The sequence below is a fragment of the Fibrobacter succinogenes genome, assembly GCF_902779965.1.
Classification (GTDB): Bacteria; Fibrobacterota; Fibrobacteria; order Fibrobacterales; family Fibrobacteraceae; genus Fibrobacter; species Fibrobacter succinogenes_F.
The window spans coordinates 479-23,769 of the sequence record NZ_CACZDK010000045.1; the positions used below are offsets into that span (position 1 = coordinate 479).

Consider the following 23,291-nt stretch of genomic DNA (forward strand, 5'->3'; position numbering starts at 1 on the left):
ACACGGATGAACACGCGCTTGCCGGCGAGTTCGAGATCTTCGATAGAAAGCTTTGCCATTATAGCACCTTCTTTTTTAGGGTTAAAATTTTACGCGGGAAAATATAGTAAAAGGCGAGAGCTGCGACAAAAGTGTGCAAGGTGAGAATGCGCAAAAAAATGTTTTTTGCATTTGCGAGCCGAAGCCACTGACGTCGAAGGCGTCAAAAACATATTTGTTTTTTGGCATAGCCGAGCCGTACTAGATGCGCTCGAAGGAGCGCCATATAGTAAAAGGCGAGTGCTGCGACAAAATTTTTGTCATAGTCGAGCCGCAATAGATGCGTTCCGAAGAAACGCTAAAAATAGCAGGCAGTTCGGTACAGGCCGAGGTCAGATGGTCTGAAGCAAAACTTTAAGCCGAAAAATGGAGTCCAAACGTTTTTGTAAATTCAATTTTACAAACAAAACGTGTGGGGCAATAAAAATCTTACTTTTTCATCATGTTGATAATTTATTCGCCCCATTAGCTATTCTATTCTCGAAAAAAAAATATATAATTCATTACTGACGTTTTTTTTTATATATTTTTCCAAAAAAATTGGATTACTCGGAGTAGAAAACGATGAAGCGTTCTTTTTTATTGGCCCTTTGCCTTTCCGCAGCAGCAGCTTTCGCTGGAGTTTATGATATTGCTGATTTTACGGCTAAAGATGCCGTCATGTCTGACAACCAAGTTTTTGCCGCCAATGGTGGTATGCCGCTGAGCACAGCTAGTGTTGAAGAAGCCTCGGCTGTTCCTGCAGGAAACATTGTTCTGCGTCAGAAGTTTGCTCAAGAATCCGGCTTAAACGCCTACCAGCTTTACATTGGTAGCATTGGAGATGTTTCTTCCATGACCGCTTTGAGCGTCCCGGCAGGAATATCCTACGGTGATGTCGTCAAAGCCAAGCTTTATTCACGCCGCGGCATGAAGCCGGGTGATGATGCCGAAAAGGTCTACTTCGATGGTAAGTTTGTTTACCTCCCGGGTGCAACTTCTGCTGTAGCATTCGTCAATGGCACTCAGATTGATCTTAAGAACGAAGCTCCGGCAGCATCAAGCACCGCTCCGAAGCAGGAATGCGATGAATTCGATGTTTCTTGCGATGAAGATATCATTGCTGCCAAGAACAATAAAAACGTCGATGTTTCTGGCGACTTGAACAAGTCCAATTCTTATGCAGACTCTCGCGATTACTCCGCCTCTGCTGCAGCGCAAGACGTTAAAAACCGTTTCGGTATTGCTGACGAAGTTCGCTTCTGGAGCGCAGTCGCTCTCTCCGCAGTCGCAGCAGGTAGCGCTATTATTGGCGTACTCCAGCAGATGAAGTCTAGCGAAGCAAACGATGCTTACAAGCAACTCGAAGGCATTGCTGATGCTGTTGAAGGAAAGATTAAGGAAGCTTGCAGCACGCAAGGTGACCCTCAAAAATGCGTCAAAGTGTTCAAAGAAACGGAGAACAAAAACGTTTTCTCGGTTAATGATTGGACTTACGTAGACGTCCAGCGCAGAATGAAAATCAACAAGGACACCAAGGATTCCTACGCAATGGGCCGCAATATCTGGTTCGGTGTCACAGCAGTTTCCTTGACTACAGCTATCGTATTGTTCGCATGGTAATGGAACAAGGGCAAATCCGACTCAAAGACGTTCAATTTGACTGCATCGTTGGCGTACTCCCTTACGAACGCGTAAACGAACAACCCATCATCTTGAACCTGACCCTTTGGTTGGACTTTGCTAAAGCTGCAGAAACTGAAGATTTAAACGAATCTATCGATTATGCAAAATTGGCGGAAGAACTTAAAGGGTTCATCCGCCTTTCTTCTTTTAAGCTAGTCGAGACTCTTGTCGTAAAGACCGCTCAATACGTTTTGGAACATTATCCCAAGGCAAACGCTGTTGAAGTTTCAGTTTCAAAGCCGAAGGCCATCCCCGGTTGCCTCGGCGCAGAAGCGAGCGTGAAGATCAGTAGGAAGTAGGACTTAGACGAAAGAACGGGCTTCGCCCTACAGACGAAAGACGAAAGAGTATAAATGACGCTTCGCGTAAGAAAATAATCTGAAAGCACCTCCTCGCATCAAAAACAATTTCTTCCGTCTCACATCACTCATCTCTCGTCTTTCGTCTAAAAAATTACCCTCTAAAAGCCCTATACCGCAAGGCTTCGGACAGGTCCGTAATATCGACAGCAGATGCGCCGCGCAAGTCTGCAATCGTTCGAGCGACTTTGAGCAACCTAAAATAACCTCGTGCACTCAATTCCATTTTTGCGGCAGCCGAAACGGCAAATCGCTCGACATCCGGCGTCATTTCCGCAAATTTTCGCGCATATTCCGATGACATTTCTGCATTAGATTTAAACGGCAAATTGCGGAAGCGAATGCGCTGGATTGCACGTGCAGCACACACTCGTCTACGAATATCAGCAGAAGACTCCCCTCGCCCTTTTATGGCAAACATAGCGGCATCGACAGGCGGTACGCTCACTTGAATATCGATACGGTCCAAAAGCGGTCCAGATATTTTTTCGCGATAACGTTTACGCGCTTCGGGCAAGCAGGTACACTCACGCTTGGGATCCATAGAATAGCCACAAGGGCATGGATTCATTGCAGCCCCCATCATAAACCGCGCAGGCCAAACAACAGTTCCACTTGCACGACTTACCGATATTTCTCCTTCTTCCATCGGTTCCCGAAGCGCCTCCAAAACATTACGATTAAATTCAGGCAGTTCATCCAAGAACAGCACTCCATTATGCGCAAGGCTAGCCTCCCCCGGCAAAAGACGCGATCCGCCGCCAACAAGCGAAACCATTGACGCGGAGTGATGCGGAGAACGGAAGGGCCTTGAAAGTACGGGTTTAAAATCGCCGGAATCTCCGGCACGCCTTGCACACGAATGAATCCGCGTAGTCTCCAAAATTTCCTGTTCCGTCATTTCAGGGAGAATTCCCGGCAGGCATTTCGCACAAAGTGTTTTTCCAGCACCGGGAGATCCGACCAATAAAAAGTTATGCGCACCAGCAGCAGCGACTTCAAGTGCACGCTTCACACCATCCATCCCCACGACATTTTTAAAATCGGGAATACCATCGTCAACACTAGCGCAACATGATGAAATTCCCTTAGCTAATTTCACATCATCACCCGCATTGCGTTCTAAAATATCAACACATTCCCCTAACGTATCGGCACAAACAAAATGAAGACCTTCCACCAGCGAAGCTTCTTGCATATTTCCTCGCGGAATAACAAGGATGCAATCACGTTCTGTAGCCAAATTCATTGCGATGGATAACACTCCACGGACTGGCTTCAACAAACCATCCAATGAAAGTTCGCCCACAAAAACATAGCGTTCCAATTGAGGGACTTCAATCTCCCCCGTTGAAACCAGTAAGCCAATCGCAAGCGGAAGGTCCAAGGCACTCCCCTCCTTTCGCAAATCCGCCGGTGACAGATTTACAGTTGTACGGAAACCCGTCACCACTTTCCCAATAGAACGTATCGCCGAAACGACACGTTCGCGAGATTCCCTCACTGCATTGTCAGGAAGCCCTACAAGCGTAAAGCCAGGCAGGCCCTGAGCAGCATCAACCTCAACACTAACAGGAACAGCCTTTATTCCAAACAAGCAATAAGAACGGATTCTACGAAACAATTTTCACCTACCTTATGCTACTGCAGCCTGATATTTTTCAAGCACGCAATTTTCGATATGTTCTCGCAACTGGCGCGTAATCGGCAAACAAACGGTGCGATAATCTTCGCCCTTATAATACGTATCGATTGGATACCCTACAAACATACCGTTTTCGCCATCCATCACGCGGAGCCCGCGAATCTGGATTTGATCATTCAACACAATTGATGCCAAGCCCTTCATGTGACCAAGATTCGCACCTTCCTTGAACGGAAATACTTGAACGTTAGTCACAGCAAGGCAATCAAAAGCCGGTGACATAGCAGGGATACTCGATGTTTTCTTTTCTGTTTTTTCAGCCATTGGGGCCTCCTATTTTGAAGATGAGCCGCAGTCAAATGCATTCGCAATTCTGCGGAATTGCAAAACCCAATGCAAAACACGTGCCAACAAAGAAAACGGCGATTTTGAGCAAATTTCGGCAAATCATTTTTAGCAAAAAAGTGATTAATCACTTTAATCACTGATTAATCACTTTTAATCACTTTTTCTACTTTATGGACATGCTTTTAAAACCCAATATGAAATGGCTAGCGAACCAGGGAATCATCCACCCGATGGTTACAGCGGAGTTTTCGCAAACTCCAAACGCATTTATCGTCAAATTCACAGTCGAAGAACCCGTAGATTGCTACCGCGCCGCCGTTCAAGAAGATAACGGTCGCAGCTGGGAAGATTCGTGCGTAGAAATTTTCTTGCAGAATCCAGCAAATCCAGCCGAGTACTTCAACTTTGAAACGACAAGCCGTGGCTTTGTGCTTGCAGCCCGCGGCACTGGTCGCGAAAACAGGCAGACACTCCCACTCGACGCGATTGCTAAAATCAGCCGCACAGGAACAGCGCCAAGCATTCAAGACGATTCGGTTTTTTGGAGCATGACCATCGAGATTCCTGCCGATTTATTTGGGATAAAGAAATTTGAAGCCCCCCTCCGCGGAAACCTTTATAAATGCGCAGACCTAGCGAATACACCCCATTACTTGAGTGCATTCCCGATAGAAACGGAAAAGCCGGATTTTCACCGGCCTGAGTTTTTTCAAATTTTAGAATAATTTGAAATTTTAAAAATGATTTAATAAAGTACGTCATGCGGGCGGGGCCCCAGCTCGGAGTTGACGCCTACGGCGTCCGTCGCTGCGGTTCGGTCATGCCGGTCTGCAAGCAGCCCGTCGCGACACTCACCTTGCAGACTTTTGCGAAGGTATTCCTTGGCCGACGCTTTCATTCTCCAAACGCTAACTTATTTTGATAAATTAGGCAAAGATCTCGCTTACACTGACTTTAAATGTTTATAAAACATTCTACATCATTCTGAGTTTCATCTCAAAAACGGCTCGATCGTTTTCGTCGAGGATTCGCATGTAAGTTGCACCATTGTGATCGGCGCGGAACACCTTCAACGTTTGCCCTTCTTCGGACTCACCCAAGTAATGCACTTCAAGCTCTGACGGATTGCAAAGTTCCAAGTCCGAAGCGCTAAACACATTCAATGCAAGCTTCACATATTCGATATTATTCATGTGATGTGACACATCGATATGTTGAGGCAACACCTTTTGCTGATAAATTTCTTCGTATTCTTCAGGTTTAACGTTAAAGCGGTCAAAATCATCCGTCATGAATGGCTCTGGGAAGCCTTCCGTTGGGAAATTCAATGCAGAAAGACGCATCGGGCGGTGACGATCAAAACTCAAGCAACAGGCTTCTTGCTTTGCAAAAATAATCGGATCCCCATCCACCGTAGTAATAGCGGTATTCTCATTAAGACGAATCAACTGATTATCGGTTGGGAAAGACGTGGTAACCACCTTATCACGCCAATACGGACGCCTGAGGAACTTAAACTTGGCCTTGTAAATGACCCAAAAACCGCCCTTTTCTTTCACAACAAAGTTGTCAAATTTCATAGAGCCAAAATTTTCGGTAATATTGTCCTGAATCATGAGCACAGTTTGAGCAAGCCCCATTTTTCCAGAAACATCGATATAAGCCGAAGTAATCGTTCTCGGCTTCTGAAACACTAGCGGATTTTTCGACAATGCGTAAATATCAATCATGTTTTTAATATAAATTTTTTTATCATTTGAGTACATGTCAACCGTTATTATTTTCAACAAGCCTTACGGCGTTTTAAGCCAATTCACCCCAGAATCAGGGCACTCAGCCCTAGACACATTCGGATTTCCGCCAAATGTGTATGCCGCAGGCAGGCTCGACCACGACAGCGAAGGCGCGTTGCTTTTAACAGACAACGGAAAACTTATAAAAAAACTGCTCGACCCGAAATACGAGCATCCGCGTACTTATTTGGCTCAAGTCGATGGGCTAATTACCGAAGACGCCGTCCGAAAACTCGCTAAAGGCGTTGACATAAAAGGCTACCATACCAAGCCCTGCAAAGCAGAAATCGTCGAAGCACCGGATTGGATTTGGGAGCGCACCCCGCCAGTACGTTTCCGCGCCAACATTCCCACCAGTTGGGTCAAGCTCACGCTCATCGAAGGCAAGAACCGCCAAGTGCGTCACATGACAGCGGCCGTAGGCTTCCCCACGCTCCGCCTCATCCGTGTGCAAATCGGGAACATCCCGCTTGGAGACTTAAAGCCTGGGCAGTGGCGAAAAGTTACAGATAAAGTTATTTAGTAATAAAATCGCTTGGTTTTACACCATACAACGTGATATCATCTATCCAAACTTCGGTATCATCGTAAGCAGCAATCGAAATCGTCGTTACTGTTTTGCTTATAACATCCCAACCGAGATTGCCATACAAGTCATCGCGCGGCTTGAACATAGACGGTTTTATACTCACCCGTCTCCATTCATCGCTTGTCTTAAGAGTATCATAAGCCAAGGTTTTTCCTTCGACATTTGAACTACCTAAAGTTTCAAAGATAATCGAGATGACGCCTGTTCCGCGAACATAATAGACAACAGAATCCATTGCAGACAAATCGCATGGTGAATTTTCGGTACAGACCCAAATTCCAAAGAAAGACCAAGAACCAATTCCCGCAGAAGATTTCCAATGAAGAGCATTTCCATCTCGGCCCGCTCCGGCATCCACAATAAATTCAGCAATGTCCTTGCGCGTGTTTGGTACGGTCGCCACTTTAGGTGAAACCTTCACGCTCGTATCCGTAGAAGACATGTAACCCGACTCGCTGATATCGAGTTCCCTAATAATAAACTGCGCTTCCGCAAACTCAAAGTCAAACACCTTGATAGAGTCCGGTTCAAACACACAGACATTAGCGCGCGTATCTTCGCCGACGCCAACCGTAGCCGAATGTTCGACAACGCTGTCGCCCACAATGATGCGCAATCCGTATTCATATGGCGGGAGCGAATCCATCTCGTAGAAGCCTTCGTTATCCGTTTTTACAAGTCGATCCGTTCCATACACTTGGACCCACGCGTAATCTACACCATCCGGCAAATAAACTTTCCCATGAACGCTTCCTGTTTTTTCAAGAACATATTGAACGGAATCTCCATCGCGAACATCCTTGGCTAGAATTTTTCTAAAAACGCCTTCGCCTTCATTGAGAATTTCAATCGTCACAGAATCAACGGCAAGGCTGTCGATACGAATTCGGCCTAAGGAATCCGCTACATATTCCACAAAAAATTCAGAAGCCACAGAATCGGGCTCAACGTTACGAATAAAATCTACAGCACGTACACGAGCAACCACATTTGACGCCGGCATCGAATCACCGCGAACCACACGAATCAAAAACGCATTTTGCGTTTCGACAGAACTGATGCCCGACACATCTCTATCGGAACATGCGCAAAGCGCCATTATCGCGAGAAGCAAAAGCAACTTTTTCATCTTTTTACTCCTCCTTCTTGGCGTTATCGCCATCGGAAATTTCAGCAACCGGGTATAGAGCTATGACAAACTGCATGGCGCGATTCACGTTTTTTACCTCGGCAGTTCTTTTTTGAACTTGACGCCTAAATTCAAGAGTCATTTCGTTCAAATCGTCAAAGCATTCATCATCAACACCCACCAAAAGCGAGGATATATTTCGCTTGGCAGGCTCTACCGCCACAAGGGCATTCTGTGCCAAAGCCAAAAGTTGATTTTGGTAACTGCGGATGGCCGCCGTTTTTACCGCCGAACCCTCCGAGGTAAAATTTGCAGTTGTCACCGCATAGCGTTCCGAAGCAAGCGGCGTGATGAGCTTTAAATCCTTGAGAACCTTTATGGCTTCGCGCACTTGGTCTTCGGAAACCGTTGGCGAAATCTGTTTAACCAATCGCGAAACTTCGGCATGGCCACTGTTCATTTCGATAAGCGCGCGCACCACGGGAATCCACCACTTGCTCAAGAAAAGATATTCACTAGCGCTAAACTTGCGCAAATCCACATCCTGGAGCGAAAGCGCCATCTTATAAAGCTTGTCTTTTTTTGCAGGAGATTTCGTCTTGGAGGCAGCCACTAAAATCTCGAAAATTTCACCATTGCGACCTTTCAAATCCAGCAAATTTTTAGCCAAAGGAATACTGCGACTTGGCAAATGGAGGTCCTTGTTCAACACGCGAAACATTTGGCTCGTTTCGAGCCCCAGTTTTTGCCCCATCATTTTATAGGAATACAGAGGCATATCCAATTTACGCTGGGTATAGTAATTCTTGAGCAAGTCCCTGTAATCACTGATTTCGTTGATATTCAGCATAGGCTAGTTCTCGAAAAATGCAATGGTCCAATCAATAAAATAATCTATTACTTGCCCAAAAGCTCTTAAAGAATATATCGCCTTTGATAAAATATCAATGGAATCTTATAAAGCACCCGTTCATTTTTGCTTTTTCTAGAAATATTTTTCTGTTAGAATACAACCAAGGGGATATTTGGATGATTAACAACACACTTACGTCTGTTGCAGCTTTTGTTGTGGCTGCAGCAGTTTCTCAGGCAATCGCGGAAGGCCCATGCGACATTTACGCAAGAGCCAATACGCCATGCGTAGCCGCACATAGTTTAACCCGAGCCTTGTACGGCAATTACAACGGGAATCTTTATCAGGTTCGCCGTGCCGATGGCGAAACCAAGGACATTCCGGTCGAAACCACGGGAGGTTATGTCAAATCTTCCGTGCAAGACGATTTTTGTGCAGGCTCCACTTGCACAATTTCAATCATCTACGACCAGAGTAGTTACAAAAACGATCTGAAAAAAACGCCACCTGTCTTTTGGCTTAAAGAAGGCGGCAGAGAAGCCATCGCCGACAGGGCGCCCATCTACATCAACGGTCGAAAGGCGTACGGCTTTTATCGCGACGCGTGGTCTTCTACAGGTTACCGCAACAACGAAACCAAAGGTGTCGCTACCGGTGACGAAGAAGAATCCATGTACATGGTGGTCGATGGCAGGCACTACAATGACATGTGCTGTTTCAACTACGGAAACGCTGAAACAACCGGCAATGACGACGGCCCAGGAACCATGGAATGTATTTATTTCGGTGACGACAAGGATTGGGGCGGTCCTGGACAAGGCACAGGCCCATGGGTCGCCGCCGACTTGGAAGACGGCGTATTCAAAGGCAACGATGCCGGATACATGTGGGGCAGAACACATACAACCCCATGGCCAGATGCACAAACAATTGATGCCGACTACGCTACAGCCATGCTCAAAGGACCGAACGACGGCACATTCAAACTGAAAGGCGGCAGTGCGCAAGAAGGAAAGCTCACCACCATGTGGGACGGTCCGCGCAAGCAAGGCTATAGTCCGCGCAAATTGCAAGGAGCCATTGTGCTCGGCAACGGCGGTGACGGCAGCGATGGCGGCGCAGGAACATTCTTCGAAGGTTGCATGACGATTGGCAACCCGCCAGATTCCATTGACGATAAAGTCCAGGCTAATATTGTTGCCGCTGGTTACGGAAGCAAAATTGAGCTCAAGAAGCCTGATCCGATTGAACCGTTTAAGGATACGCTTTCCATCCCGGGAAAAATCGAAGTAGAAAACTACGACAAGGGCGGCAACGGTCAGGGATTCTTGGACACCGATATCGAAAACGAAAACAACCTCTACCGCGAAGACAACGCAGGCCTCGACAGCGCAGGCGACGCCATTATTTACGGCTGGGGTTATGCCAACGATTGGCTGCGTTATACGATAAAAGTCTCCAAAAACGATTCCCTCACGCTCACGGCACGAGTTTCATCGCCAAGCGATAGCACGTTCTTCTCCGTGCTCGTTGACGAAAAGAACGTCGCCACCGTGATGGTCCCGAACACCGGTGACTGGAAGAAATTCGAAACGGTTACAGTCTCCGTGCCTGCAATTGCGGAAGGGGCACATGTGCTAAAAATAAAGATTGACAAGCCCTACTTCAATCTTGACTGGATTGAATTTGCAGTCGCCACATCCCAAACAGAATCCATCAAGTTTACAAGGCAAGCCGCAGCATCGCAAGTCTACACAGTTTACGATGTCCTTGGAAACCGTGTTACCTCATTCCAAGCAAACGAAAACGCTATACGTAACATTTGGGACAAAGTCCGCATAAATATGCCAGGCGGCATTTACGTCATCAAGACGATGAACAAAACCATTCGAATTTCAAATATAAAATAATACTCTTCAAACCAAACTCACTTAAGTAGGCTTCGCAAGAAGCCTACTTTTCAATTGTATAAAACTTTACTATTAATTCAATACAACCAAAAAAGGAGTTCTAATGAGAAAATTCGCCATTATCGGATTTGTATTAATATCAATCATGTTTTCCGGCTGCGCCATCCTGACGGGCACAAGAATGCGCCCCATCGTTCTTGGGTAAATGCTCATCTACGTCCGTGTATCAACAGCAAAAGCATTTATTGCAACAGAAATGCCAGAGAAACTTGAAATTGATACCCCATTCAACGTCAACCTCCCATTCTATTACAAAAACGCAGTTCATGACACCACTAAAGGAATCGCCTCCGTTACGTTAAATAACGAAGATTTAGAAATGGGTTTCATACTCGCTTCATACAGCAAAGCTGTACAAAACAATCCTGAAGTTTTCCAAAATGATCTAAGCGATTCTTTAAAGACAACCAGAATTTTTTCTGCTTACGATGCACTTTTCAAAGATTGTACAAATGAAAACCTAGTCGATGCCGACTATAATTCCGAAAAAAAGTATACTTACAGATGCTACAAAATAACACATGACGACGGAACGCCAGAGGACATGTGTTTCGCATCAAGATTAACAAAACAGGGAAACATTCTCCTTGTCATCATGCGAAGCTTCGCTTTCGGCACAAGTGTTAGAAACGAGCTTTTGGACGCAATCGAGAGCGTCGAATTCAAGAATTAATTTTAGGGAAATCGAAAAAACGCAAAAACAGCCGGGCATAACCCGACTGCTTTTTTTATTTTTGCTTTTATTAATTAGATGCAGCCAAATCAAAGCCTAGAACAATCTGGCCGTTATTTTCAGATCGAACATCATCGCTATACAATTTTATGCGAAACAACAGATAATCAGCACTCGACGTGAACGACACTTTTTCAAATGCATTCGTCGAAGTTGTAGAACGAGCCTTAACACCATTAACATTATCTGTATTATCGTTACTTCTTTCATACACAAACAAATCAAAGTCCTGCGGAATCATGCCCAAATTTGCAATATCATTACCGCTATGTAGAACTTTAATGTTGAAGCACCGCCTGATGTTTAAAATTTTAAACAAAAAGGACTTTAAAAGGGCTTTTGGTGAATCGACTGGATTCAATGGCTCTTAAAAGCACTGTTCTTGTCAACATTCCATTAACAACAAAAAAGTTCTACTTATCCAAAATATTATATTGCGGTCACAGAACTTTTTTAGGAGAAAATCTCATGAACAAGATTTTTGTTTTAATCCTTATCGCCACCTCGATGTGCTTCGCTACAAGAATCGGAGTCTTGAAAGGCAAATCGGCCTGTGCAGAACAGATTACCATCCATCTTGATACCGAAGACAAGAACGGCAGCACCGGGATAGTCCAGCCCCAGCTCGAACCGGGCGTATTTATCCTGACCTCCAATTTGGTCACGAACGGAATTGAATCGACAAGGTCCGACATCACATTCAAGTATTGCGTCTTGAACGTAGCCGACAAGGAACTCACCACGGGTTCGCGCCGCGTTCCCTACGATTATGCAGTCCTGATGCTGGATAGCAAATGCCCCGCAGGGACATACAAGTTCAAGCGCCATCACGACACAGAGGACAAAGGAAACAGCAACTACTACAGAGGGAACATTTATCCGAATGTCGTGAACGACAATGCCGACTTGTATTACTGCTTCGTACCCGCAAGCAGCGGTGCCACGGCATCATTCCCGTTTGAGGGCTACGGCATTTTCGCCAACACTTACAAGACCGCCCGTCGTTACGAAGGCAACACCATTTCCGTATACCAGACCGAACTTACAGAATTCTACATAGACGACGAAGACAGCGGCAACAGCAACGGCTGGGACTATTACGGATATTCCAACGTTTCGGGAATTTCGCAAATCATAAGCGGCGGCAAGAATACGACCATGCACGTCTCTTACTGGGGATTCGTCTACGTCGACGGAATTATAATGACCAAGGCCAGCAGTGCGGAAAATTCCGCCGCGCCGGCTAGCGCGGAACAGCTGGCGGCCCCGACGCTCAAGGGATTTGACCACTCCGCCATCGCAGTCGACCTCAAGTCCGCAGGCGATGTCAGGATTTCTGTCGCCAACGTCAACGGCGCCGTCGTCGCCAACATCGTAGAAAGCAGCCTCCAGCCGGGTGTCCACCAGATCAAGTGGAACTCGGGCGCCATCCCGAACGGCCGCTACATCGTGACCATCAAGCAGAACGGCATGGTCAACGCCAAGAACGTGATTCTGAAGTAATTACAAGCGACAAATGCGCTACACCGGGGCGGCTTCGAGCATCTGCTTCATGAGCGTCTGGTAGCCGATGCCCGCGGCGGCGGCACGAACCCGCAGTCCTGGGACAAGGTAGTATATTCCGACGTGTTCCACCCCGACTCCCTCGACATGTCGTTCGCCGTACACCACCCCAAGGACGCCTCCGACGAGGCGCTGGACACGCTCCAGCAGCACATCAAGAAGTTCGAGAAATTCATCAAGGCGATGAAAACGTACGAACCGAACGACCTCGGCAAATGGCTGGACATCAACGAGTGCACAAGGCACTACTGGGTGCAGGAATTCACCAAGAACCCCGACGCGAAAGGCTATTCGAGCCTGTACTTCACGTGGGTCAAGTGCGGTCCCATCCGCATGGGACCCGAATGGGACTTCGACCTCGCCTTCGGAGGCCACAACAACGACACCACGAACCAGTCCGACAATATGTACATCAAGATCGGCTACTGGCATTCATACATTTTCAGGGATTTCGACGCGGCAAAATCCCGCGTGTATTACTGGCGCGAGAACATTATTAGTGTTAACGGTTTAGTTATTAACAAATCAAACATTCCTTAATCACCCGAAGCCAAGTCAAAACCAAGGACAAGCTGACCATGATTTTCAGAGCGTTCATCATCTCTATAAATCTTTATGCGGAACAGAAGATATTTTGCATTGGACGTAAACGATACTTTTTCGAAGGGATTATTTGTGCTAAAGCGTCCTACCAAGCCAACACTTGAATTCGTAATGCTGTTTATATCATCCGAATTTCTTTCATACACAATGATATCAAGGTCCTGCGGAAGAAGCCCATAATTAGCAATATCATTACCGCTAACCAACCACGCAATAGCAGCAGAAAAGTTTGTCTTACCCTCAGGGCGCTTAACGCTAAAACGGATTTCCTTGTGATTATCCACAATATGAGTTTTTAGCTTATCTATATTTCCAATCCAATATCTGGAGTAATGGTAATACTGGCTATAATCACCATCAAAGACCGTGCTGTAATAAGACGGCATTTTCGTTGTCGCCGGAGTTTTATGCGGGTACGGCGATTTCATAGCCACATCACCAGAAGCAATCAATAGCGCCTTAACAACTTCTGGATGCCAGCGATAGAACGGATTGACCGCCAAAAGATTTGCAACCATGCCAGCTGTATAAGAAGCAGCCGTTTCCGTGCCATCATAATATGGGTAATAGGTATAAGTTGTATTATCGCTCTTTTTCTTATAAGTTCTCTTTCGATCGTTCATCTCAGGGTATGTAGTTTCTTTGCTCATATAGAACTGCGAGAAATTATAGATCTCGGGTTTCGTAGGAGCCAAATTATACGATGCGAGATCATTGCAGTTACCAATACCCCTATCGCAATACTTAGATTCATCCGAAGTGTATTTGGCAATGGATCCAGTAGAATCAACCGCACCCACAGTTATTGCATTGGCTGCATGCGCTTCTGCAGCAAGATGTCCCGAATTAAATCGCGCCCAATAGTTACCGGCAGCCGCAATTTCGACCGTTCGATTATTGTAAACGTAGTTGTCAAGATTCCTAGCGGCATCAGAATAGTACTTTGCCCGTTCTTTATCTATATCAGAAGCATCTTTGCGGTTATGGAGGCCAACATAAATCTGAGGCCCCTGCACATTCATCCATGACGGATGCGCAGGATGTTGTGGCGTACTCGAACCCACATAAACGACAGAATTTCTGGCAGACCTTTTCAGAACGCTATATGTTCTTGACGACAGCATTTCTGTTTCTGGAGTCGGTAAAGTATAGTTCCATTCCCACGGACTATATTCAATATACTTGACATCCCTTGCCGGATTTGTATCCCTATTCAATTTAACAGGAAGTGCATCGGCAACCATGTAAACCCCAACATCGCCACATTGCTGGCATACATTGTAATTTCCGGCATCATACCAAAGCGCAATACTAGCCCTTTTAGATAACGGGTATTCTATATTGTAAAACGCAGAATACTTGATGCTTTCATTGAAATACGGCGAAGCCATCTCGTTATTTGAAAACGCATAGTTTGTCGACGAGAACGTATAAGCATTTTGATCAATTCTCGTTTCGCCGCTAGACGTATAGCTGGGTTCATTGTACGATTCACGAGAAATAGGAATAAAGGAATTATTGGAAGCCGTCAAATAGCCATATCTTCCAGTAAACGAAACAAAAAAGTCTTCTTGATCGGAGCCATTTGCGTAATAGCGCTTCATGTAATAGGGAACCGCAAAATTAGCCGTATAATCCAAGCCCTTATTGCAGAAAGCCCCTACCAAGGCATCAACATTCCCAGTCAAGCCCGAAGCTTGTTTCTGCAAAACTCTATTTTCAAGAGACGAAACAAGTTGTTTGTTGCCTTTCTTGGAGTAGTCTATGTTTTTATAGACCATCGGAGAATTCATCTTGCTCCCACGACGTCCAAGCAGGTCATAGTTTACAGAATTTGCAGCTCCAGCATAAACACAGCTAAGAGCCACAATCAATGTGGCTTTTTTATTCATTCGCACCCTCTTTTGTTATTGGTATCGGTACGATTAAAATAAATTAATTCTTGTTAGTTTAAACTTCACATAAAATTATTTACAAAAGCATGCATTAGCAAAGCGCAATCAGCATCAATTGTTGCATATACAACAAATTAACGTTTCATATAGTCAGATAAGCTTGTAAAGCAAGCATTTTGTTAAAATTCCATTAACTTTCTTTTATTACAGAAGTATTCTCAGAACACAAGTCATCGAAAAAAAAACATACCGCCGGATTTCCGACGGTATGTTTTTGAGATTTCTAATTTTTTTCGTTTTACATCATCATTAATAATTCGACGCAACATCGAAACCTAATGCAATATTGCCTCTATATTCAGAATCTGACGGTGTATAATCATCCCAAAGAAGAATACGGAATGTAATATAATTTGCATAAGTCGTAAACTCCTTTACTTCAAAAGAATTATCGCCATCAATGGACCTAGCCAAGTAATTATCGACATTAATATTGTTTACATTATCAGAACTATTTTCATACACATAAAGGTCAAAATCATAAGGAACTCTACCTGTATTAAGAATATCAAAGCCACTGCTCAACCATGCAATAGCAGCGGTAAAGCTAGACTTATCAGTTGGACGCTTTACACTAAAACGTATTTCCTTTTTGCTATTATTAGGGCCGGACTTATGCGTATGTAGCCTTTCCATCGATCCCAACCAATAGCGAGATTCGTGGAAATATTCATTATGATCCTTATCACTCATCATCTTTTGATAAGAAGGAATTTTCGTTGTCGCAGGCTCATTCAATGGATACGGGGTATTTATATCAACATGACCAGATGAGAGCAGCAGCGCTTTCACAACTTCTGGATGCCAACGATAAAACGGATTTGCCGACAAAAGATTTGCAACCAAAGCTCCAGTGTAAGCAGCAGCCATTTCAGAGCCATCATAATAAGGATTGAAGGTATAGTCGATTCCCGAAGACCTATCCTTATAAACTCTTTTCTCATCATTATAATAATTTTGATATTCGGAATTATTATTTCTCTTATTAAAATAGAAATGAGAATAATTATAAATTTCTGGTTTTTTCGAGCCTCGTCTCAAATGATTTCCATCATTACACCTATTCAATCCCAAAGTACAATACATAGATTGATTAGAATTATAACTCGCCATTTTTTTACTATTCGCATCAACCGCCCCCACAGTAATTGCATTAGCGGCATGAGCTTCTAGACCAAGATGCCCCGAATTTGCTCTAACATTATAGTTACCAGCAGCAACAATTTCAACAAGACGAGATTCGAATACCCCGTTGTCGACAACCATAGACTTAAATCCATATATCTTTGAAGTCTCATTGTCCACATTTCCATATTGACGGTTACGAACACCCATGTAAATTAGAGGACTCCGATGATCTGGATTAAGCGGATGATCTTCCGGCAGCACAGGGAACTCAGAACCAACAAAAATAACAGAACGTTTCGTCGCTCCTTTTAGAATGTTATACGTTCTTGACGAAAGCATCTCCGTTTGAGGAGTAGGTTCAAAAATTTCACCAGAAGCCAATCTAAGATATGGTACCGACTTCGACGGATCCAATTTTGCAGGAAGAGCGTCAATAGACATATAGATACCAACATCGTCCCATTCAAAACTGCCAGAAGGTGGGTTATCATACCACCATATACTCCATCGTTTAGCATCATTTTCAACATTAGAAAACGGCATATACGTAATCATATCCGTATTACCATATTGAGAATAACTGTAAGGAGAAGGTTGAGTGGTATTGTTAAAAGAATAATTCGAACGCGTAAGCTGATAAGCACTTGAAGGGACATTCGTCGTCACCCCATAATGAAGACCAGTTGGTTCATGCCGTTCCAAAGGAACCGGTAGGAAGAACGCATTAGCCACATTCAAATAGCCTGGCAGCCCTTGTTGCGAAGTTAGACCTCTAAAAACATAATCACTATAATTATTGGCGGCATACCAAGCCTTTAGATAATAAGGATATGAAGCATTTGAATACAACAAATTACTTCTATTATTGAACACACCTTCCAAGGCTTCAATATCATCTCTTAAGCCAGGACTATGAGAATTACTAGCCCTAGCCAACGAACGATTTTTTAGTGAAGAACCTTGCTTTTGTGATTCATTCTTTTTGATTTTAGAATAGTCCACATTTTTATAGACCATCGGGGATTTCATTTTGCTGCCCTTACGGCCAAGAAGGTCATAATTCACAGATGCGGCGCTAGCGCCTATGCAGCCTGCAGCCAATAAAAAAGCAATTTTCTTTTTCATTTTTTCTCCTTTTAAAAACTTATACAGAATATACGATCATTTTATAAAATAAATTACCTTTACACACATTTTTTACAATAAAAGAATTTCAAACAAATATATTTTTCTCCATATTAATTCAAAAAAACAACAAAAAAATAAAAGTATTCACACAAAATCATTTTCAAAAGTTTCGCAAAAAAATTTACAAACCATATTCATCGTTTTCAAAAAAACATACCGCCGGATTTCCGACGGTATGTTTCCACATTTCGCAAAAATTTTAGATTATGCGCTTACAATCGTATTTATTAGTACGAAGCAACGTCAAAGCCAAGGACGACTTGACCTTTATTCTCTGAATCTTTCGCATCGCTATAGAATACAATACGGAAGGTTATATATTCAGCATTCGTGTTAAACGAAATCTTTTCATGGCTATTAGTAGCACTAGTCGAGCGAGCAACCCAATTATTAAGGTCAACGTGATCCACATTAGCAGTACTATTTTCATACGCATAAAGGTCAAAATCTTGCGGAATTCTACCAAATTTCGCAATATCATTACCACTGCTCAACCAAGCAATTGCGGCAACAATATTATGTTTATTGGCAGAACGCTTGACGCTAAACATGACTTCCTTCTTACCACGGTTTTCACGTGTAAAAAGTTTTTCAGCATCACCAACCCAATAACGGGATTCATGGTTACAATAATTTTCATCATACTTGGCGTTTGCGGTTCCAGAACCGCGGCTCTTATCCTGATTGATTGTTACCAAGCACTTATAGGACGGCATTTGCGTCACCGACGTACCATGCGGATATTCAGTATTCATATTCAAATGGCTAGATGTAATCAAAGCAGCCTTCACAGCTTCCGGATGCCAGCGATAGAACGGATTCGTTGCCAAAAGATCCGATACCATACCGGCCGTATATGCAGCAGCCATTTCAGCACCATCATAATACGGATTATAACCCTCGCTAGAACCATTATTCGAATACGTTCTATACTGATCGTTCATATAGAAATGAGAATAGTTATAAACTTCCGGCTTCGTCCCACCATTCACATGGGTCATATAAGACGTATAGTTGGTCATCTTTTTACTGTTGGCATCAACAGCGCCTACAGTAATAGCGTTTTCAGCATGAGCTTCTTCAGCCAAATAGCCTGTTCCCGGATTATTGGAATACTTTGTTGTCGCAAAATTTCCAGCAGCAACAATTTCAGTCGTACGATTGGTATAGATATAGTTATCAAGAGCTTTCGCAGCGGCTGTATATTGATTTGTAGCAGAAGTATTTTCGTTTATACCCTTCTTAAAATGGAGCCCCATATAAATCTGCGGATTACGTGAATCTGGTTTTTCAGGGGTGGTATTTCCAACATAGACTCTTGAATACTTCGACGACTGTTTCAAAACCCTATAAGCCCTAGATGCAAGCATTTCTTCTCTTGGCTGAGCACTAAAGGACCAAATATTTGAATATCGACGATAATAGACATCATCATCATACGAATTAAGCTTGACCGGAAGCGCTTCCGGCGTCATATAAACACCAACATGGCTCCAATCGCTCACGGTAGGACTAGGAAGTTGCGTATAAGGACGGTTTTCATAAAGCCAATCAACGATATACGATCTATGCGAATAACCAGCCCCATCGCGGACGCTTTCAAAATCTTTATAAGTAATTTGCTTGTTATACTCATAAGGAGATGCTTGCACCGGATTATTGAGAGGGATATTCCGAGTCGACACCGAATACCCATATGTATCAGCTCTCGTTATCGATGGACATTCATTCTTTTCATAGCTAGTTGAATTTGTGTAATTATCGCAAGTATAAGACCCCTGCACAGCATCATCACCTACATAACCACTAGTAAGCGGAATAAAATTATTCATTAGATAATTCGGATAAACACCCCATCTGCCAAAAAAGACATCTGAGTGACCAGACGTGTAAACATGTCCCGTATTCGCAAATTTTACGTTTACCGCATAATAATTCAATCCAGAATATCCGCTAATATCACCATGATTATTGAATATACCTTCGATTGCTAAGGCATCACTTTTCAAGCCCGAGCTCAACTTTGCCAAAGCATTATTTCCAATCTTCTGCTGTTTATCAGCCTTGTTTTTGGAATAGTCTACATTCTTATAGACCATCGGGGAATTCATTTTACTACCCTTACGACCAAGAAGGTCATAATTCACAGATGCGGCACTAGCGCCAATGCACCCAAACGCAACCATTAAGGCTATTTGCTTTTTCATTATCACTCCTTTCTTATAAAATAAAGCATATAAAATATAATCAATTTATTCAAAAAATCAACATAACAAAAAATTTTGTATATAACAATTTATTAGTACACCACAAGCACTTTACATAACATAAGCAAACAATTTTATACAAAAAAGGCCGGAACAGATCCGACCTTTCCAAAATTCCAAACCCACAATTTATTAATAGAAGGCAACATCAAAGCCAAGGACAATTTGGTCCTTGTAATTTGCGCTAGACTTATCCTGTCCCATAAATTGAATTTCAAATATCACATAATCTTTATCTATATCGGATGTCAAAACTTGGAAATTTTGATTCGGCTCAGTCGCATACAATGGATTATGGTATTCAGGATCAATCGTCGTATAACGACTACGATAAGAAAGAAGACGGAAATGTTGAGGATAATCGCCTAATCTACCAATATCACTACCATGGTTCAACCATGTAATGGCCGCTGTATATTTATTTGCACCGCTAGGTCTCTTAACGGCAAAAGAAACTTTTTTTCTATCTCCCATCAGTTTATTGATATCACCGATCCAATAGCGAGATTCATGAACAATTCCACTAGATGATCCGCGCTGAGGCATCATGCTCCCATAAGTCGGGACTCCCTTACCACTAGCCTTACTAGACGTCATTAGCAAAGCCTTTACAACTTCTGGATGCCAGCGATAGAACGCATTGGCCGACAGCAATTCAGCGACCATGCCCGCCGTATAAGCGGCAGCCATTTCCGTACCATCATAATACGGGGTATATATATAAGTACCGTTCGACGAAGAGGAATACACCCTTTTCTGATCATTCATGTAAAAATGAGAATAGTTATATATTTCCGGCTTTAAATTACGAAAACGGGTATTATTACAGACAACAACACCATTTTCTTCCACTATGCCGCTCCCACAAATATACGATTGACTCGATGTATAGTACGCAGGTTCTCCAGTAAGAGGATCAACTACTCCGACTGTAACAGCATTCGCAGCTTGTCCAAGCCTCGAAATATGCCCATTACGTAAGTAAACATTATAATTACCGGCGGCAACCAATTCTACAGTACGGTTTTCATAGATGTAATTATCAAGCAATTTAGCCGTACCCGAATAAAACATCATGTCGTCATCCGGATTGTAAGGATCCCGACCAGGATGAGCCCCAATATAAATCTGCGGTCCCTTAGTATCAGAAGACGGATCCATTGGACGATTTTTGCCCACATAAATCGAAGCACGGTTTGTTCCAGCCTTTAAAACGCTATACATCCTGGACGCAAGCACTTCATTTTCAGGCGTAGGGTTCGTAAACTGGTCACCAGCTCTATGACGAAGGAACGGTACCGATTTACTCCAATCCAATTGGACAGGAAGCGCATCAACAGGGATATAGACACCCACATCAGCCCAATCAGAAGCATCATTTCCAGACGGATTATCGTACCAAGATATACTATACCTTTGAGACAAAAGGATCTTTACAGCATCATAAGAAACATATCTAAGATCCCCATAACGTGAATACGGAGATCGTTGCACCGGATTGTTGAAATCATCAATTTCTTTAGACAAAGAATATTCATTCGAGTTGACATTCGTCCAGCCACTACCATATTCATAATTCGGGCTATAGCTTGCCCATACAGGAACAGACTTAAACGCCATATTCGACTGGTTCATGTAACCATAGCGACCTTTCAATACATCATAGTATTCCTCACTCACAGAACCGTTCGCTCTATAGCGTTTCAAATAGTAAGGGAACGGATCTCGAGGAGATGCATACTGATAATCAAAGCCCATGCTATTGAAAGCCCCGGTCAAAGCATCATAATCATTCGTGATTCCAACGCCTTTTTTCGCTAAAGCGCGAGTTTTCAAAGAGGCGTCATTTTTCTGCGATTCGCTCTTTTGGTTCTTGGAATAGTCTACATTCTTATAGACCATCGGCGAATTCATTTTACTGCCCTTACGGCCTAGAAGGTCGTAATTTACAGAAGCAGCGCTAGCGCCAATGCACCCAAACATTACAGCTAATGCTATTTGCTTTTTCATTTTTTCTCCTTTTTACAAAATAAAGCATATAAAATATAAACATTTTATATAAAAATACAATATAAAATAAATTTCTTTTGCAAAGAAAATTCAAAATAATTTAACAGACAATATCAAACAACAGAATTCAGCTTGTTATTTTAGACGATACAGCTTATATTCAATAGATTTACAAACAACAAAAAAAAGCTAATCTACAAGAAGAGCAAAAGCAAATTACAAAAGGAAAATCAACATCAAAAAAACATCCCGCCGGTTATTCCGACGGGATGTTTCTTTTGCAATGGGAGATTCCCGTTTCCACGGGAATGACAGCATCAGAAAAATTCACTGCCTACTGTCTACTTCCTACTTCCGACTAAATAAGTCCCTCGAAGAAGTTGTTGCCCTTGTCATCCACGAGGATGAATGCGGGGAAGTCCTTGATGGTAATCTTGCGGATGGCTTCCATGCCGAGTTCCGGGAAGGCCACGATGTCGTTGGACAGAATGTTCTGTTCAGCGAGGATGGCTGCCGGGCCGCCGATGGAGCCGAGGAAGAATCCACCGTACTTCTTGCAGGCGTCGGTCACGTCCTGAGAGCGGTTGCCCTTCGCGACCATGATCATCGAGGCTCCCTTGCTCTGGAAGCGCATCACGTACGGGTCCATGCGGTTTGCAGTCGTCGGGCCGAAGCTACCTGTCGGCATGCCTGCCGGAGTCTTGGCCGGGCCGGCGTAGTAAATCGGGTGGTCAGATACGACCTTCAATACGGTCTTTTCTTCGTCGGTGAGTTCTTCGCCGCGTTCCTGCTTGTCGAAGATTTCGGCAATCTTCGCGTGGGCCATGTCGCGGGCCACAATCATCGTGCCCTTGAGGCTGAGGCGCGTCTTCACCGGATACTTGGTGAGGTCGGCGAGCACATCCTTCATCGGTCGGTCAAGATCGATTTCAATAGCCGGAGCAAGGTTCACAGCGTTGCCAGCCGGGATGTAGTTTTCCGGATGGTGTTCCATCTTTTCGAGCCAGAGGCCGTTTTCGTCAATCTTTGCCTTGATGTTGCGGTCGGCAGAGCAGCTAACGCCGATAGAAACCGGGCAGCTTGCAGCGTGGCGCGGAGCGCGAATCACGCGGACGTCGTGCACCAGGTACTTGCCGCCGAACTGGGCGCCAATGCCAGTCTTCTGGCAAATGTGGAGAACCTTTTCTTCCATTTCGAGATCGCGGAAAATACGGCCGCCTTCAGAACCGCTCGTCGGAATATCGTCGAGGTAGCCGCAGCTAGCGAGCTTCACCATGTGCGTGTTCATTTCGGCTGAGGTACCGCCAATCACGATAGCGAGGTGGTACGGAGGGCAAGCGGCAGTACCGAGAGTCTTCACCTTTTCGGCGAGGAACTTTTCCAAGGACTTCGGGTTGAGGAGCGCCTTGGTCATCGGCCAGTAGTAAGTCTTGTTGGCAGAGCCACCGCCCTTG

19 protein-coding genes are annotated in these 23,291 nt (G+C 44.0%); 8 read left to right on the forward strand and 11 right to left on the reverse strand.

Annotation, left to right across the window (positions count from 1 at the left end; all coding sequences use genetic code 11):
* Positions 1-603 precede the first annotated feature (603 nt).
* Positions 604-1,641, forward strand: a complete 1,038-nt coding sequence (locus tag HUF13_RS15600; protein WP_173475984.1) for a hypothetical protein — start codon at positions 604-606, stop codon at positions 1,639-1,641.
* On the forward strand, positions 1,635-2,003 hold the full coding sequence (folB, locus tag HUF13_RS15605; RefSeq protein ID WP_304039296.1) for a dihydroneopterin aldolase: 369 nt from the start codon (positions 1,635-1,637) through the stop codon (positions 2,001-2,003). Before HUF13_RS15600 ends, folB begins: the two co-directional genes overlap by 7 nt.
* Positions 2,004-2,157: 154 nt before the next feature.
* On the opposite strand, the gene HUF13_RS15610 is transcribed toward folB, so the two are convergent.
* Together HUF13_RS15610 and HUF13_RS15615 are read right to left on the reverse strand one after the other, a co-directional pair.
* Positions 2,158-3,687: a YifB family Mg chelatase-like AAA ATPase gene (locus HUF13_RS15610; RefSeq protein ID WP_173475985.1), complete on the reverse strand. Its 1,530-nt coding sequence runs from the start codon at positions 3,685-3,687 to the stop codon at positions 2,158-2,160.
* Positions 3,688-3,699: 12 nt separating this feature from the next.
* Positions 3,700-4,032, reverse strand: a complete 333-nt coding sequence (locus HUF13_RS15615) for a SpoVG family protein (RefSeq protein WP_304039298.1) — start codon at positions 4,030-4,032, stop codon at positions 3,700-3,702.
* Between the two features lie 218 nt (positions 4,033-4,250).
* On the opposite strand from HUF13_RS15615, the gene HUF13_RS15620 reads away from it, so the two are divergent.
* Positions 4,251-4,781 (forward strand): carbohydrate-binding family 9-like protein, encoded by a 531-nt coding sequence (locus HUF13_RS15620; RefSeq protein WP_304039300.1) that lies wholly within the window; start codon positions 4,251-4,253, stop codon positions 4,779-4,781.
* 249 nt (positions 4,782-5,030) lie between these two features.
* On the opposite strand, the gene HUF13_RS15625 is transcribed toward HUF13_RS15620, so the two are convergent.
* Positions 5,031-5,786: an acyl-[acyl-carrier-protein] thioesterase gene (locus HUF13_RS15625; protein ID WP_290925412.1), complete on the reverse strand. Its 756-nt coding sequence runs from the start codon at positions 5,784-5,786 to the stop codon at positions 5,031-5,033.
* A gap of 34 nt (positions 5,787-5,820) precedes the next feature.
* Between HUF13_RS15625 and HUF13_RS15630 the strand changes: the two genes are divergently transcribed.
* On the forward strand, positions 5,821-6,372 hold the full coding sequence (locus HUF13_RS15630; protein WP_173475987.1) for a pseudouridine synthase: 552 nt from the start codon (positions 5,821-5,823) through the stop codon (positions 6,370-6,372).
* Here HUF13_RS15630 and HUF13_RS15635 read toward each other — a convergent pair.
* Complete coding sequence (locus HUF13_RS15635; protein WP_173475988.1) at positions 6,365-7,567, reverse strand: hypothetical protein; 1,203 nt, start codon at positions 7,565-7,567, stop codon at positions 6,365-6,367. The genes HUF13_RS15630 and HUF13_RS15635 overlap by 8 nt on opposite strands.
* A gap of 4 nt (positions 7,568-7,571) precedes the next feature.
* A complete protein-coding gene (locus HUF13_RS15640; protein WP_173475989.1) occupies positions 7,572-8,417 on the reverse strand; it encodes a DUF4423 domain-containing protein in 846 nt (281 codons plus the stop codon).
* Between the two features lie 179 nt (positions 8,418-8,596).
* Between HUF13_RS15640 and HUF13_RS15645 the strand changes: the two genes are divergently transcribed.
* Together HUF13_RS15645 and HUF13_RS15650 are read left to right on the forward strand one after the other, a co-directional pair.
* Positions 8,597-10,330 carry an arabinofuranosidase catalytic domain-containing protein gene (locus HUF13_RS15645; protein WP_173475990.1) on the forward strand — a complete coding sequence of 578 codons (1,734 nt, stop codon included), beginning with the start codon at positions 8,597-8,599 and terminating at the stop codon, positions 10,328-10,330.
* A 205-nt stretch (positions 10,331-10,535) separates the two neighbouring features.
* A complete protein-coding gene (locus HUF13_RS15650) occupies positions 10,536-11,063 on the forward strand; it encodes a hypothetical protein (protein WP_173475991.1) in 528 nt (175 codons plus the stop codon).
* Between the two features lie 70 nt (positions 11,064-11,133).
* On the opposite strand, the gene HUF13_RS15655 is transcribed toward HUF13_RS15650, so the two are convergent.
* Positions 11,134-11,442, reverse strand: coding sequence for a hypothetical protein (locus HUF13_RS15655; RefSeq protein WP_173475992.1), 309 nt, complete (start codon positions 11,440-11,442; stop codon positions 11,134-11,136).
* Between the two features lie 149 nt (positions 11,443-11,591).
* Here HUF13_RS15655 and HUF13_RS15660 point away from each other — a divergent pair, with 149 nt between their 5' ends.
* Entirely contained in the window at positions 11,592-12,626 is a 1,035-nt protein-coding gene (locus HUF13_RS15660; protein WP_173475993.1) for a hypothetical protein, read from the forward strand.
* 123 nt (positions 12,627-12,749) lie between these two features.
* Positions 12,750-13,226, forward strand: coding sequence for a CotH kinase family protein (locus HUF13_RS15665; RefSeq protein WP_173475994.1), 477 nt, complete (start codon positions 12,750-12,752; stop codon positions 13,224-13,226).
* Here the strand turns inward: HUF13_RS15665 and HUF13_RS15670 are convergent.
* From HUF13_RS15670 to HUF13_RS15690, 5 genes are all read right to left on the reverse strand, one after another.
* Positions 13,223-15,181, reverse strand: a complete 1,959-nt coding sequence (locus HUF13_RS15670; protein ID WP_173475995.1) for a S8 family serine peptidase — start codon at positions 15,179-15,181, stop codon at positions 13,223-13,225. The genes HUF13_RS15665 and HUF13_RS15670 overlap by 4 nt on opposite strands.
* A 312-nt stretch (positions 15,182-15,493) precedes the next feature.
* Positions 15,494-17,497 carry a S8 family serine peptidase gene (locus HUF13_RS15675; protein ID WP_173475996.1) on the reverse strand — a complete coding sequence of 668 codons (2,004 nt, stop codon included), beginning with the start codon at positions 17,495-17,497 and terminating at the stop codon, positions 15,494-15,496.
* A gap of 290 nt (positions 17,498-17,787) precedes the next feature.
* A complete protein-coding gene (locus HUF13_RS15680) occupies positions 17,788-19,746 on the reverse strand; it encodes a S8/S53 family peptidase (RefSeq protein WP_173475997.1) in 1,959 nt (652 codons plus the stop codon).
* A gap of 213 nt (positions 19,747-19,959) precedes the next feature.
* Positions 19,960-21,810, reverse strand: coding sequence for a S8 family serine peptidase (locus tag HUF13_RS15685; protein ID WP_173475998.1), 1,851 nt, complete (start codon positions 21,808-21,810; stop codon positions 19,960-19,962).
* Positions 21,811-22,195: 385 nt separating this feature from the next.
* Positions 22,196-23,291, reverse strand: a 1,096-nt coding sequence (locus HUF13_RS15690; RefSeq protein WP_173475999.1) for a FumA C-terminus/TtdB family hydratase beta subunit, incomplete at its 5' end; no start/stop codon positions are given.

What these genes read in the sequence shown, in the direction of transcription:
- HUF13_RS15675 (WP_173475996.1), bottom strand. Translation starts at nt 17,497, where the DNA reads ATGAAAAAGAAAATTGCTTTTTTATTGGCTGCAGGCTGCATAGGCGCT.
- HUF13_RS15615 (WP_304039298.1), bottom strand. Translation starts at nt 4,032, where the DNA reads ATGGCTGAAAAAACAGAAAAGAAAACATCGAGTATCCCTGCTATGTCA.
- HUF13_RS15640 (WP_173475989.1), bottom strand. Translation starts at nt 8,417, where the DNA reads ATGCTGAATATCAACGAAATCAGTGATTACAGGGACTTGCTCAAGAAT.
- HUF13_RS15680 (WP_173475997.1), bottom strand. Translation starts at nt 19,746, where the DNA reads ATGGTTGCGTTTGGGTGCATTGGCGCTAGTGCCGCATCTGTGAATTAT.
- HUF13_RS15630 (WP_173475987.1), top strand. Translation starts at nt 5,821, where the DNA reads ATGTCAACCGTTATTATTTTCAACAAGCCTTACGGCGTTTTAAGCCAA.
- HUF13_RS15670 (WP_173475995.1), bottom strand. Translation starts at nt 15,181, where the DNA reads ATGAATAAAAAAGCCACATTGATTGTGGCTCTTAGCTGTGTTTATGCT.
- HUF13_RS15600 (WP_173475984.1), top strand. Translation starts at nt 604, where the DNA reads ATGAAGCGTTCTTTTTTATTGGCCCTTTGCCTTTCCGCAGCAGCAGCT.
- folB (WP_304039296.1), top strand. Translation starts at nt 1,635, where the DNA reads ATGGTAATGGAACAAGGGCAAATCCGACTCAAAGACGTTCAATTTGAC.
- HUF13_RS15685 (WP_173475998.1), bottom strand. Translation starts at nt 21,810, where the DNA reads ATGTTTGGGTGCATTGGCGCTAGCGCTGCTTCTGTAAATTACGACCTT.
- HUF13_RS15625 (WP_290925412.1), bottom strand. Translation starts at nt 5,786, where the DNA reads ATGATTGATATTTACGCATTGTCGAAAAATCCGCTAGTGTTTCAGAAG.
- HUF13_RS15620 (WP_304039300.1), top strand. Translation starts at nt 4,251, where the DNA reads ATGAAATGGCTAGCGAACCAGGGAATCATCCACCCGATGGTTACAGCG.
- HUF13_RS15650 (WP_173475991.1), top strand. Translation starts at nt 10,536, where the DNA reads ATGCTCATCTACGTCCGTGTATCAACAGCAAAAGCATTTATTGCAACA.
- HUF13_RS15660 (WP_173475993.1), top strand. Translation starts at nt 11,592, where the DNA reads ATGAACAAGATTTTTGTTTTAATCCTTATCGCCACCTCGATGTGCTTC.
- HUF13_RS15645 (WP_173475990.1), top strand. Translation starts at nt 8,597, where the DNA reads ATGATTAACAACACACTTACGTCTGTTGCAGCTTTTGTTGTGGCTGCA.
- HUF13_RS15635 (WP_173475988.1), bottom strand. Translation starts at nt 7,567, where the DNA reads ATGAAAAAGTTGCTTTTGCTTCTCGCGATAATGGCGCTTTGCGCATGT.